The following is a 12889-nucleotide window of genomic DNA, read 5'->3' as shown; positions in this document are numbered from 1 at the left end:
CAGACTCCTTGCTAAGCTTTTGGCGCATCATGAACCGTGTGGGGATCAGTTGGGAATCCTCGTTCAGACTCCTTGCTAAGCTTTAATACCCTTGAAAATCGTTGAATTCAGAGGGCCACAGCGGAAATACACATAAGAAAAATTGGCTTCCACCTGCGTGCCAGAGCTTCTACCACGCTGTTTTTCTGTTATGATTAACGCAGCTTAGCAGGAAGTTTGAACGAGGCTTCCTAATAAAGGTCTCTAAGACCAAACTTATTAAAGGCCCCCGCCAAAACGGGGGCCTTCCGTTTTTCTCAAAACAGGAATAGTTGAGGAGGCTCCTTTTCTGGCTCGATCTCGATGTCTCCAAAAAATACCGTAGAACCGTGCCACTGAGTATCGGATAGTCGATAGACCCTCACCGCACCGCCAGCGGGAATATTGTAGGTGATTAGCCGCAATAGCCGTGTCGACTGAGCAGCTGTCGGCAGATATTTGGAATAGACGCTTAATTGAACCATCGCGAATCCCAAGTTAACGAGCGATTTTCTGTATTCTGTAGCGTCTCTTCGTTGGACAGCTGTCTTAACAGGCAGGTCAAACATGGTCAACATCCACATTGGATCACTCACTTTCCTGCCTCCAAATACGCGCCGACCCGCAACTTGTCCTTCTCTCCCTCGACGTAGGAAGCGTAGCGTTGCGTTAGATTCAAGACCGCTGTCGCTAGTGATTCTCCTTTTCTAGACCAACAAGTTTCCAAGACACCCACTAACGCGCGTTTAGTTTCGCTATCAAGCGACTCCGCACCTTCGTTTACAATTCGAACAGCAAGCGCATCAACCGCCGGCCTGAAAGGTTCTATGAGATCGTCAGCAAGTGCGAATACGTTTGCTCTATGGCGGTGGAAGACACCTAACGAAGGTGAAAGTCCTGCCGCAACAATACTCTGTATTACCCGACCCCTTAAGATGGTGTAGCCGTAGTTCAACACTGCATTATGAAAGTCTCGAGCTCCAGGAATTCGGCGATAGCTACTATCGCCGAAAAGAGATTTCCAATATATCTGCGCTGCCTGAGCTTCAACATTGGTCGGATCCCCAGACCTAACCAGTCGGGACAGTGTTTCCAGACGAGCACTCGCCATCGAGCCAATATGATCGAGAACTCTGGATTGGCCCAACACCTTGGCTTTGACAATCCTTGCCCATGCATTCTTTTGCCTCGGAATACTCAGTTGCGCTTGAGCACGATGTCTCGCTCCAACCCTCGAGTTTTCCGAAAACGGAAGGACCGTGGCAATCGGCACTCCACGCCAATCGCAGAGTACGACAGAACAATCGTGTTCAGCCGCATGATGCGCAACACCGTGGCCCCAAGAACAATCCGGACCAATCAGTATGGACCCCACGTTAGCTAAAGGAAGTTTGTCCTCACCGACGTGAAGCCAGCCGGTCTTGGCAGACACACTTCCGTCAAAATTAGTGAGATCAACTACTTGCCACTTCATTTGCTTCATCGCTTTCTAACAAGTGCTCTGCTCGTTGAGTCACATTAAAGGAAAAGATCTGTTGCCTCCCATTACTCGCCCAAATCGGCATTCCTAAGGAAGCTCTTCTAATGAATGTGGTTCCCGGAGCAGACAGGAGACTCGAAGCCGAAACTCTGCACCCTTTCTCCCAAACCTGTTGAACGTCCTTACTCAAGGAACTAGGGATCTGTTCCGTCGACAAATAGTGTGGCCTCACTAAAACCAATCTTGACTCAGGCAGTCCTCGGACTTCCCACCTCGTTTCCGGCATTTCCCTTAGGAATCGGGAGAATTGATCTTTACCATCTTCAAAATCTGCAGGATCAACTTCGAGCTCATCACCGACAACAAACCACCCGATTTGTTTTGCCAACCCATTTTCGAGAGTTTTGACAACAGTGGCCTGCATGTCCCTATGTCCGAACGACCATTCTGGAATTTCGCCCGAGAACAAGTCTCTTTGTTTGTAATTAGGCCCAAATATCAACGGTAGTTCAGCTGTAAAGATCCGCTGCACACCAAACAGCATTGCGCCGTTTCGATCCTTCCAAGAAAATATCCGCGCGTGATGGATATTGTCGCCGATGGTCGCCGATCCACCGCGAACGATGATTTGAGGCCCGGGCCTTCGGAACAGTTGAATTTCTGATTCTGGTTTCAAACCGCAATCATCCAGTTCGCTAGCGTTTGCTGGAATGAAAGTTTTGGTTTTGCCCAGAGCACTCTTGAATCGTAGGTACACATCAGGCGAGGCGATACGCGCTACATGTTTGGACGTCCACTCTTCTCCTGCTGTCTTTAATTCCAAGGCAGCGATCGTATCGGCGTGCACGGATCCGCGTTCTGGTCTGAGCCGGAGAACATTCTTCACAACGATGCGGTCCTCGCGGACCGATTCTTGAAGTAATTCGGCAAGTGCTTGCATCCGCAATTTCCAACTCTCAAACTGGTTCCTCATGCCTGCCGTTGAGCCTGTGAACCCTTGCCAGTCTGGATAATTATTCGTGAATCGATGGGCCTCTCTGAGGGACTCTCGTTTTGCCAAGGTTCTGGCAATACTTGGATTCATCATCGCGATCACTGCAGCGTCGATCGCATGATGACGATAATCTGAGCGAGATTTTATTTCCGCGCCCCTGAGACGGAGTTGTCCATCGATTCCGGAAGCTTTTCTAGCAGCCGAAACAATCCGGCCCGAATATACCTGAACCTGAGGGGATGATTGACCGCGCTTATTTGCTTCAGAATCTAAGAATCCTTGTAACCGGCTCCTAACTTCCAGAGCCGAATACTGCGTTGAAGCAAGACTTCTGTCGTCGATAGGCTCATCATCCTCGGTCTGTCTCAGACGCTGGATAACCCGCTGCTGTAGTCTTCTGAGATCTCTCTGAGAATCCAGCTGCGGTTGCTGCCAGCTACGGACCCTAGCGACCGCTTCCGCGACGCTGACGCCAGGAAGTGAACTAGTTTTGGCGAAAACGGCAAATGGCCTACGATGTTTTGCCGCATTGCATTTCCGGCATGCCGCAACCAGATTTTCACGTGTGTTTGCGCCTCCATCCGCACGGGAAACTATGTGGTCAAGCTCGAATCCTCCTTCAAGGCCACTTCCGCAGTACAAACACTCCCCACGTTGACGCTGGAAAACGATTTCCCGACGGATATCGACCCCTGTCGGATTATCAACCTGTTTCTCTGTCTTGAGGTTATTTGCGATTTTTTGTCGCCGGTTTCGGTTGGCTGCGATCTCCCGTTGGTATTCCGCTCTCGCTTGTGGTCCCATCAGACCCGACCGAGCATGTTCGACAACTACGTCATCAGGAATTCCATACTTGCTGACTAAGCCCATGATCGTCTGTCGTACGATCGCCAATACCCGGTCTACAGCAGGCTGTTTAGTTCTCTCCTGAATACTGGGGGGCTTTGGTTTCCAAGAGTCATCTACTCCAAATGCTTTCTTTCTAGCCTCATGCAGGTTTAGCCTTTCGTTGAGCATCAGGTCAGTAAGCTCTTGCAGGGACTGCTCCGAATAACTTGCTCTCCCCGCAGTCAGATTGGCACCTTCCAAGGCACCAATCAGTTCTTCTGGCCAAGTCGCGACCAGTTCAGAAATCTCTTCGCTAACTGGGTCTTCATCGTCTTCTGCAACTTCGTCAAGAAAACGAATCAGGTCATTTCTGTCTTCAGAAGACGCCTCCAACCACCATTCGTATGCCTCAGATGCGTTTTTCTTGTTTTTCTCAAAAACACCGTTCAGTTTTAGGGCAGAATCCAGCACTGGCACCCCAGTTGTTGGATCGCCGTCGAAATTGCCCTTTCGAATCCATGGAAGTTCAACATGCAGAACCTCAGCAAGATCTCCCCATGTCGGGCGCTCCCCTTTCTGCCCTCTTTCAAGATGCCATCGTGTTAGGAGATCTAGGAGAGTTTGAAACTGTTCCTCATTAAGAGGAATATACTCTTCGTTCGGAGCATTTTTTACGCGTAGGTTTCGCAGAACCGCAACGAGTCGAAATCTTTCAAAAACCTCTGAGGATCGAAGCGCCCGTCGCAGGTGAGCTCGACCCGGCAAGGAATCGCGACCTACATTCTCTGCAGGCACCCCTGGTTTTTCCTGATGAAAGATAGCTTTGGTCAATGCTTCTAGGTGACGGTGCGGAAGACCTTGGGTCTTCCAAATCATGCGAATTTCTTGGAGATGATCCTCTTGCATGAGGCGATGATTGAAAAGTGGCGTACGGCCAGTCTTCTTCGACCGCTCGTTTTCACGGGGACGGATCAACGTATCTCTATTAGCACCCAGCCAACCGATCTGGCCGAGCGTGATTTCTCCGTTGCTAAAATCTCGACCTAGGGTTGCAGCTGCATCAACCCGAATTTTTTGCAGGCTCGCAGAGGGTACAGGGGCTTGTTTCAACCGCGACCAAGACCAATACGGATTCCTCCAGCCTCGGTGACGAGCAATGTGGCGCAGCCCCATGCTGACCAATTCCCGGAGCTCCCGCTCATCATGAATTTGCTCAGTCACAAGCCTCGAACGTGCATGCCAAGCTTCATAAGTTTGTGGAACTTCAACCGTCGGAACCGGGTAACCAAGTTCTCGCAATTTGGCATCGAGTTTTCTTAAACGTGCTCTTTTTCGTTTGATGAGCCGTCTCATTCTTCGCGCGATGCCACTGGTAGCCCGACGGCTGACGGGAGATTTCTCGCTACCCGGCTGAAGACCTCCATCGTGCCTGACTGACTGGAATGAAAGTCGCCGTAATGGAATCCCAGCATCGTCAACCTCAAACGCCGCGATTCCGACGCTGCGGTCGCCTACGTCAATCCCAACTAGATATCGCATTTCCTGCTCCTCAATCCGCTAGAAGGATGGTGCCAGTGACAATGGGATTTACCTTATCCCGTTTCTGACTCCGTGATTGAGATCATAGAAAAAGCCGGCGACAGTTTAAGGAGAAAAATAGGCAAAGAATACAATATCCGAATATCTATTCGAATGTAATTCGATTATTACAGCGCGTGTTCGAGGGCTACCAGTTATGGCGGCCGGCGTCCTTCAGGTCGTTGACGTAGCGGGAGATGTTCATCAACGAGATGACCTGCCGGGGCAGGGACACTTCGACCTCTTGCTCGGCTTCAACCTTGTAGTCGGCGCCGGCCACGGTGAAAGTGAGCCCACCTGCTGCTTTGATGGTGATGCATTCGAGGAAACCAATCACGCGGTCCCCGGCCATGGTCTGAAAGTTAACGACGGCACCTAGGTTGCGATGATCAACCTGCGCGGCCGTGACGGTCAGGATGCCGCCGGCAGAGGTGCTAACCGAATCCTGACGCTCACTACTATTCTGCACAGCCGCACCCCATTCTGATTCGATCACATTCGATAGTTCGTATAACCCCTATTCTTACACATTCGAACCCTTGCTTACTATTTTGATTACCCCTACAGGATGAGGAACACAGGCGTAAGATCACCCTCAAACACGAACACATGTGGCGCGCGGTGACATAGATTAAAGGCGTACCTTGCCAATCATTGTAGATATAGAGGCCCCTGTTGCAGTCGACCACCGCATCAGCCAGTACTGAGCTTCCCCCGCACGCCTATAGTGGGCTTACCGCCGACCAGGTGGCCGAACGTGTAGCGGCGGGCAAGGTCAACTCTCAGCGGATGGAAACCTCCCGCTCGGTGTGGGCAATCCTGTCCTCGCACCTGTTTACGGTCTTCAATCTCGTGTTGGGCGTGTGCGCGGCTATCGTCATCATGCTGGGGCGCTGGTTCGACACACTCTTTGTTTTTGCCGCCGTCTCCAACGTGGTCATCGGCCTGATTCAGGAGTACTCGGCCAAGGTTAAGTTGGATCGCATTGCGGTATTGAATCAGGATGCGATCAACGTGATCCGCGACGGTGAAGTCATCGGCATTAAGATCGCGGACATTGTGGTGGACGATGTGATCGTCCTGTCCCGCGGAGATCAGCTTCCCGCTGACGGGGTCATCATCAGCTCTGATGGCCTCGAAATTGATGAGGCTCTGCTCACGGGTGAGGCCGACCCGATCCCCAAGGTCACGCACGACTCTGCCTATTCAGGTTCTGCCGTCCTCTCCGGCAACGGCACCTACCTGGTGACTGCTGTTGGTGCAGATTCGCATGCAGCCAAGATCACCAAAGAAGCGCGTAAGTTCTCCAAGATCAACTCCGAACTCCGCGGCAGCCTGGAACGGGTGGTCAAGTGGATCACCGTCGCTTTGGTGCCGATCATCGCGATTGTGCTGAACAGTCAGATGATCGCTCGGGGTGGCTGGGCCCAAGCCTGGCAAAGTGGTGAATGGAAAGACGCGGCCGTATCTTCCGTCGCCGCCATCACCGCGGGCATCCCGCAGGGCCTAGCCCTCATGACGACGATCGCGTTCGCACTGGCGGCCCTGAAGCTCGCCAGCAAGCAAGTGCTCATCCAAGAGCAACCGGCAGTCGAACTGCTGGCCCGAGTCGACACGGTGTGCCTAGACAAGACCGGAACCCTGACCGAGGGTGGGGTCAGCTTTGGCGAATTCCATCCCGTTGGCGAAGCCACGTTACCGGCCCGCTCAGTCTTGGGCTACATTGGCGCAGATCCGCATGCCAATCCCACCGCCATGGCCCTGCATGACGCGTTCAGCAACGATCTTTCTGACCAGCCCTGCCGACAGATCCCGTTCTCGTCTGCACGCCGTTTCTCCGGTGTCGTGTACGACCGGGGGCCAGCACGCGGCAGCTGGTATCTAGGTGCGCCCGAAGCGCTCTTATCTGCTGACCGGGATAACAACGAAGTCGCCCGAGCCAGAGAATTCGCACAGCAGGGACTGCGCACCATGGTGCTGTCCTACCATCCCGAAGAGATCAGTGAAGAGCAGGCCACCAACGCGTATCTCCCAGCGGACTTGCAGACGCAAGCCATCCTGACGTTCACTGAAAACGTGCGCTCGGACGCAGCGGAAACACTCAAGTTCTTCACGCAGCAAGGCGTGGATCTAAAAGTCATATCCGGGGACAACCCGCTCACCGTAGCTGCGGTGGCGCGGGAGGTCGGATTCCAGAACGCCGAAACCGGGTTCGACGGCCGCGACCTGCCCACCGACAAGGAAGAGCTGGCCGAGGTCATGGAGGCCTACTCTGTTTTCGGCCGGGTCTCCCCCGACCAAAAGAAGGCCATGGTCGAGGCGTTGCAGTCGCGTAAGCACGTTGTTGCCATGACCGGTGACGGTGTCAATGACGCCATGGCGCTCAAGACCGCAGACGTTGGCATTGCCATGGGGGATGCAGCTCCGGCCACCAAGGCGGTTTCGCGTATGGTGCTGCTGGATAACAAGTTCTCCCGGTTGCCCCACGTGCTTTCTGAAGGCCGCCAAGTCATTGCGAACACGGAACGGCTGTCGAATCTCTTCCTCACCAAGACAACCTTCGCGACATTCTTTGCGTTGGCGTTCGGCGCCTTGCTCTGGACGTTCCCGTTCCTGCCCCGGCAGTACTCCACGATCGATTTCCTGATTTTGGGTGCACCGGCATTCTTCCTGGCCATGCTCACCAACCCACGGCGCTACGTACCTGGCTTCTTGGGACGAGCATTGCGGTTTGCGATCCCGTCAGCCTTCGTCGTGGCCAGTGCCGTTGTTTTGGTCAACACATACGCCTACAAGCTCAAGGACTCGTTGACTCCTACCCACGGCGACTACTCCTTGGAGCAGGTCCAGACGGCTTCGGCGGTGACTGTGGTGTTGCTGGGCCTGTGGCTGCTGAATGTGGCATCCCGGCCGCTGAATGCCAAGAAGATCATCCTGATCGTCTCGCTGTACGTCTTGCTGGTCCTGGTGCTGACGGTTCCCATTTCGCTGTTCTTCCACCAGTTCCAGCTCCCCGATGCACCATTGTGGTGGGCCGTGGGCATCGTCTCCACTGTGGGGATGGCCGCCATCGAAGGTATTCACCGGTGGCACCGGAAGAAGTATCCGTTGGCCCCCTTGGACCCGATCGTTCTCGACATCGAAGAAGCAGAAGAAACGCCAACAGCGAAAGCTGGGTAACTAAGACTTCGATTCTTGGCTCGAACCAGATAAATTAAAGATGACAAGCGCGCTTAGCACTTTAATGGTGATGAGCTCAGGCTAGGAGGAAAATATGAAAATCGGTCGACTACTCACCCTCGGACTTGGTGTAGGAATTGGCTTTGTCCTCGGTTCCCGTTCCGGTCGTGACAGCTACGAACGTATGAAAGACGAAGCTCGTCGCATCTGGGAGGACCCTAAAGTTCAGTCCACCATTCACGATGTCACTGACAACGTTCGCGAGCACGCTCCAGAGGCTGTGAACAAGGTTGTCGACACCGTCACCGACCTCACTGGTCGTGACGGCAATGACAAGGACAACGCTACCCCTAATCACAAGCCTGACGTGGTTTCTGATCCAGAGCTCGGCGGCAGCGAAGCTGCTTCGGACTGGGCTTCCGAAGGCGGAGCCCCAAGCCCTCGCCGTAGCAACTAAAACATCCCGCTCTACCTAGAGCAAGCAAAAGTGGGCCTGTGCCGGTTTTCCGGTACAGGCCCACTGCTGTGCTGAGGTAAAGGTTCTAGTTCTCTAGAGCCGCTGCACCTTCCTGCTGGAGTCGCTCCGAAACACCGATGCTCCACAACGGGTCAGCCGTGCGCTGATTGACCGCAAAATCACCCAGGATCCTTGCCTTGTAAACCTGAGGATTATGCGAGGCAATCGTGCGCGCATTACGCCAATACCGATCGAGCCCGGTCACCTTGCGGACGGCAGATGCCCCAAGGGCATCAAACAGCGCAGTACCGTTCGCCAAGGAGAGCTCATTGACCACCAGCTGGGCGGCAGCGGTTGCCCGCTCCACCGCAGCAAAGGCAGCTTGCTGTTCAGCCACCGATCCGGTGGCGCTGCGTGCCGCAGCATCTAGCTCAGCGGAGGTTGACAGCACAACCGCCTTCGCCGCTGCCGCACGTGCATGCAACTGCCCAACGACCGCCAACAGTTGTGGGTCTTCACCGGCACGCGGAGCATTCCCGTGAGAATAGGTCCGTGTCCGTTCAGCCAACAACCGTGCCGCGTGAGCGGCGGCGGCCTGCGCCGTACCAGCTTGTGCAATGTTCAGCACATGCTGGTACAACGCTGTCTGATAACCAAACCGTTCAATGGCAGGACGTACCTGCGAGGTTGGGGCAACCGCTTGCTCTAACTCCGCAGCGCCGGTACCACTTTGCTGTTGACCAAAGCCATCCCAGTCATCATGCACCCGGACCCCGTCTTGAGCCTTCGGGACCAGTACCGTCACCTCCTGCCCGGTTTCGTTGATCGCTGTGACGTCCAACAGATCCGCAAAGATGCTGCCGGTTGTGTAAATTTTCTGCCCCGTCACACGGACAGAATCCTTATCCACCTGTTTGACCTGTGTCTGACTACCCGTCAGGTTTCCGACTCCAGGTTCCGTCCACGCGTTGCCCACTAGCTGTCCTTGGGCGAACCACCGGAGCCGTTCTTGGTAGGTGTGGGCTTTGAATGACCGCTCGGTGGAGACATGTCCGCCTTGCGACTGTTCGTCACCAGCTTGCTCCGCCCGGTGCCGATCCTTTTCGTAGTGGAAGCGCGCGTCTTCAACTACTGCCAGGTGTCCTCGGAAGATTTGTGGGATGGCGCTGTCGGCTGCGGCCAGCTCAATCAGCAGTTCGGTCGTTTGGTACCAGTCCAGTTCCAGACCGCCAAAATCTCGGGGAACACGCAAGGCCGTGAAACCGTGGCGGCACAACTCTTTGACCTGTTCTACCGGGAGCTCGTGGTCGTTTTCTCGCTGCTGGGTACCGAGCTCAATCCGGCTAAACAGTTCCCGCAGTAGAGGTAGTTTTTCGCTCATGATCATCAATCCTTCGGGTGCCGCAGCTTAGGTGTAGAGGCTGATGGGCTGGTATTCGCCGAGCAGGAAGTGGGCGCCCACTTCGATCTTCTTGTAATCAACCGGGTCATGCAGCGAGTGCGTGCGCACGTTCCGCCAGTACAGGTCGAGCCCAGTTTCTGGCTTGGCTGAGGAGGAACCGGTGAACTCGAAGACACGGTTGGTCACATCGGTCGCCACGTCAGAGGAAACCACCTTGGCTTGGGCAATCTGAACCTCTAACTCGCTGCGTGCCTCTAGCGTCAGTGCCCGTCCAGTCGCCAGCGTGGCGTCAAGAATTCCGTTCACTTTCTCGGTCAGGGCGGCTACCGCGACCGTCCGGGCGTGGAGCTCTCCCACTAAGCGTTGGAAGATGTGGTCTTGGTTGTAGCGTTCTGCCTTCGCCAAGAACCAGGCGTTCTGCCGCTGGTTGATCAATGTCTTGCCTTTTTCCAGCGCCCCTTCGGCGATTCCAAGGTAGAAGTTCACGAAAGCCAGTTGGATCAGTGGCGCGATCAGAGCCTGCCACGCGGTCCCCTTGTCTAGACCGACTAGAGCGTCGGCACCAAGTTCAACATCCTCGAAGGTCACTGAGCCTGAAGACGAGAGCCGCTGGCCCAATGCGTTCCAGTCCCCGTGGTGTTTGACACCGGCTTGTTCTCGACCGACCAAAGCTGCCTGGCCGATTCCGGTGTTCGGTCCGTCAGCAAGTACACCTAAGACAAAGATGTATTCTCCAACTCCAGCCCCGGTAGCAAAACGCTTAGTCCCGTTGAGCAGTAAATTCTCGCCGACCTGACGCAGGTTCAGATGAGGATCAGTCGGATTGACGGCATCGCCGACAAGAGCCTGTTCATCTGCAATCTTGCGCCACAGGCGTGCGGTTGTCTCTTCGTCTCCGAAGACACCGATTCCGGCGACGTTCACGCTGTGGTAGGCGAACAATTGGGCGATCGAGCCGTCTACTTTGGCCAGCTCCCGCACAATCTCGAAGACGGTGGAGAAGGCTGCGCCGCCGCCACCAAATTCACTCGGGATGATGGCCGTGATCAGGTCGTGCTTGCGCAGGATCTCAACTTCGGCAAATGGTTCTTGGTTGGCAGCGTCCCGAGCGAGTACGTCTTGTGCTAGTTCTGCGGCGGCTGCTTGGGCCTTCGGCACCCAGTACTCAAGTTCACCTTCAGCCGCGGGTTTCCAATAAGCGGTGGTCTGCGTGGTTAGTGTGCTTGTCATTGTTCTTCTCCTTGTGGTCGGGTAAGCGGAAGCGCCCACCCACCTCACAGAAGAAGAGGTGGGAAGGAAACTTCCATCGATCCTGGCAGGAGCACCTTGTCCCCGCTGTGGTGGAGCCGGTTGCTGCAGCGTCATTGAGCCAGATCTCTCAGCTGCTCTAGATGGTCGATTTCTTTCGTATTGAGTTCTCTATATTTAGTTTTGTGTACTGGATTTAGGACACGAGGCTGCGGGCGAGGCTGTAACAAGCCGCGGGGTGGGTGTCCTTAACCTTGTCACCTTCACCGAAGAGCTTGTTACGCAAAGAGCCGTCCGTATATTCGGTCTTGTACGCTCCGCGTGCCTGCAACTCAGGAACCACGTATTCAACGATGTCTTCGAAGGTTCCCGGGGTGATGGCGTAGGCCAGGTTGAAGCCGTCAACATCGGTTTCGCGCTGCCAGCGGATGAGCTCTTCGGCGACGGTGGCGCCAGAACCAACGAGAGTCGGTCCGAAGCCGCCTACCCCAACCCATTCACTGAGCTTGCGCACTGTCCACGGTTCGTTGTCAGCGGTTCCAGTCTGAAGACTGGTGACCAGAGATTGGATGGCATTGGATTCGACATCACCGATTGGATCATCCAAGTCGTACTTGGACAGATCGACTCCCATCCAACCGGAGAGAAGCACTAGCGCGCCCTTGGGGTCGGCGGACTTGACGTATTCTTCGTACTTGGCTTGAGCTTCCTCATCGGTCGCGCCGGTGATGATGGTCTGCATGGTGAAGATCCGGATATCGTACGGATCGCGACCTGCAGCGACCGCATTCTCACGGATAGAGGCGACCGTCGATTTCAAAGTCTCGATGGTGTTGTTGTTTACGAAAACGGCTTCGGCGTGTTTACCTGCGAACGCTTTACCTCGCGGCGACGCTCCAGCTTGGAAAATAACAGGGGTACGCTGTACTGACGGCTCGGTGATAGCAATGCCCGGAACTTTGAAGTATTTGCCTTCATGCTTGATCGGATGCACCTTGGTCGGATCAGTGAACACACCGGTCTGTTTGTTGTACTGAACAGCGTCGTCTTCCCAGGAGCCTTCCAACAGCTTGTAAATGACTTCTAGGTACTCGTCCGCGTGATCGTAACGCTCATCGTGTGCCATCTGATCGTCATTGCCCATGTTCTGGGCTGCCGACGGCAGGTATCCGGTCACGACGTTCCAACCAACACGCCCGTTGGTCAGGTGATCGAGAGTAGCGAGGCGACGAGCGAAAGGGTACGGATGCTCGTAGGCGGTACCGGCTGTGACACCGAAACCAAGATGCTCGGTCACGGCAGCCATAGCGGAAATTAGCAGGGCTGGATCATTGACCGGCACCTGAGCCCCGGTCAGCAGAGGCGCCTCGTTGGACCCGCCGTAGACATCGTAGGTGCCAAGTACATCTGCAATGAACACACCGTCAAATAGGCCCTTTTCGAGGGTTTTAGCTAGGTGCGTCCAGTACCCGATCGTGTTATAGTCACGAGCTTTATCCTCTGGGTGGCGCCACAAACCTGGGGACTGGTGAGCAACACAGTTCATGTCGAAGGCGTTGAAAAGGATCTGACGGGACGCTTGCTGTGCGTTGGTGCTCATAAAGCTCCTTCTTCTCTCTCGCCGAAGGAACCTTGCCAAACACGACGTGGCGCAGCCTTGGTTTTGCCGCAAAAGCGCCAAGGTTGTGGACCTGTGTGAATGGA

At 54.7% G+C, this 12889-nt stretch carries 9 protein-coding genes, 1 CRISPR repeat array and 1 riboswitch (1 of these 11 cut by a window edge); of the genes, 2 read left to right on the top strand and 7 right to left on the bottom strand.

Going from position 1 to position 12889, the window contains the following annotated elements:
• Positions 1-84: a CRISPR direct-repeat array (repeat unit 36 nt; unit sequence GTTGGGAATCCTCGTTCAGACTCCTTGCTAAGCTTT); it reaches 976 nt to the left of the window's first position.
• A gap of 212 nt (positions 85-296) precedes the next feature.
• The 4 genes from cas2 to ACFFFR_RS07220 form a co-directional block, all read right to left on the bottom strand.
• Positions 297-614 (bottom strand): CRISPR-associated endonuclease Cas2, encoded by a 318-nt coding sequence (cas2, locus tag ACFFFR_RS07235; protein ID WP_377459143.1) that lies wholly within the window; start codon positions 612-614, stop codon positions 297-299.
• Positions 611-1501 (bottom strand): type II CRISPR-associated endonuclease Cas1, encoded by an 891-nt coding sequence (gene cas1, locus ACFFFR_RS07230; protein WP_377459142.1) that lies wholly within the window; start codon positions 1499-1501, stop codon positions 611-613. The genes cas2 and cas1 overlap by 4 nt, the downstream gene beginning before the upstream one ends.
• Entirely contained in the window at positions 1473-4859 is a 3387-nt protein-coding gene (gene cas9 / locus ACFFFR_RS07225; RefSeq protein WP_377459140.1) for a type II CRISPR RNA-guided endonuclease Cas9, read from the bottom strand. The genes cas1 and cas9 overlap by 29 nt, the downstream gene beginning before the upstream one ends.
• A gap of 187 nt (positions 4860-5046) precedes the next feature.
• A complete protein-coding gene (locus tag ACFFFR_RS07220; protein ID WP_377459139.1) occupies positions 5047-5367 on the bottom strand; it encodes a hypothetical protein in 321 nt (106 codons plus the stop codon).
• 206 nt (positions 5368-5573) lie between these two features.
• Between ACFFFR_RS07220 and ACFFFR_RS07215 the strand changes: the two genes are divergently transcribed.
• Both ACFFFR_RS07215 and ACFFFR_RS07210 read left to right on the top strand, forming a co-directional pair.
• Positions 5574-8078, top strand: a complete 2505-nt coding sequence (locus ACFFFR_RS07215) for an HAD-IC family P-type ATPase (protein ID WP_377459137.1) — start codon at positions 5574-5576, stop codon at positions 8076-8078.
• Positions 8079-8172: 94 nt separating this feature from the next.
• The gene (locus ACFFFR_RS07210) at positions 8173-8535 is read left to right on the top strand and encodes a hypothetical protein (protein WP_377459135.1); all 363 of its coding nucleotides are present in this window, start codon (positions 8173-8175) and stop codon (positions 8533-8535) included.
• An 85-nt stretch (positions 8536-8620) separates the two neighbouring features.
• Here ACFFFR_RS07210 and ACFFFR_RS07205 read toward each other — a convergent pair whose 3' ends face one another.
• The 3 genes from ACFFFR_RS07205 to ACFFFR_RS07195 all read right to left on the bottom strand — a co-directional run bounded on the left by ACFFFR_RS07205 (position 8621) and on the right by ACFFFR_RS07195 (position 12785).
• Complete coding sequence (locus tag ACFFFR_RS07205; protein WP_377459134.1) at positions 8621-9916, bottom strand: acyl-CoA dehydrogenase family protein; 1296 nt, start codon at positions 9914-9916, stop codon at positions 8621-8623.
• A gap of 27 nt (positions 9917-9943) precedes the next feature.
• Positions 9944-11167 (bottom strand): acyl-CoA dehydrogenase family protein, encoded by a 1224-nt coding sequence (locus ACFFFR_RS07200; RefSeq protein ID WP_377459133.1) that lies wholly within the window; start codon positions 11165-11167, stop codon positions 9944-9946.
• Between the two features lie 70 nt (positions 11168-11237).
• Positions 11238-11335, bottom strand: a riboswitch (SAM riboswitch).
• A gap of 46 nt (positions 11336-11381) precedes the next feature.
• Complete coding sequence (locus tag ACFFFR_RS07195) at positions 11382-12785, bottom strand: LLM class flavin-dependent oxidoreductase (protein ID WP_377459131.1); 1404 nt, start codon at positions 12783-12785, stop codon at positions 11382-11384.
• Positions 12786-12889 lie beyond the last annotated feature (104 nt).

This window comes from Micrococcoides hystricis, assembly GCF_042434215.1.
Taxonomy (GTDB): Bacteria; Actinomycetota; Actinomycetes; order Actinomycetales; family Micrococcaceae; genus Micrococcoides; species Micrococcoides hystricis.
Note: the sequence above shows the minus strand (reverse complement) of the source record. Positions and strands in the feature narration are given on the sequence as shown.

Coding starts and splice junctions, on each gene's coding strand:
- cas1 (WP_377459142.1), bottom strand. CDS start 1,501: ATGAAGCAAATGAAGTGGCAAGTAGTTGATCTCACTAATTTTGACGGA.
- cas9 (WP_377459140.1), bottom strand. CDS start 4,859: ATGCGATATCTAGTTGGGATTGACGTAGGCGACCGCAGCGTCGGAATC.
- ACFFFR_RS07210 (WP_377459135.1), top strand. CDS start 8,173: ATGAAAATCGGTCGACTACTCACCCTCGGACTTGGTGTAGGAATTGGC.
- ACFFFR_RS07205 (WP_377459134.1), bottom strand. CDS start 9,916: ATGAGCGAAAAACTACCTCTACTGCGGGAACTGTTTAGCCGGATTGAG.
- ACFFFR_RS07200 (WP_377459133.1), bottom strand. CDS start 11,167: ATGACAAGCACACTAACCACGCAGACCACCGCTTATTGGAAACCCGCG.
- ACFFFR_RS07195 (WP_377459131.1), bottom strand. CDS start 12,785: ATGAGCACCAACGCACAGCAAGCGTCCCGTCAGATCCTTTTCAACGCC.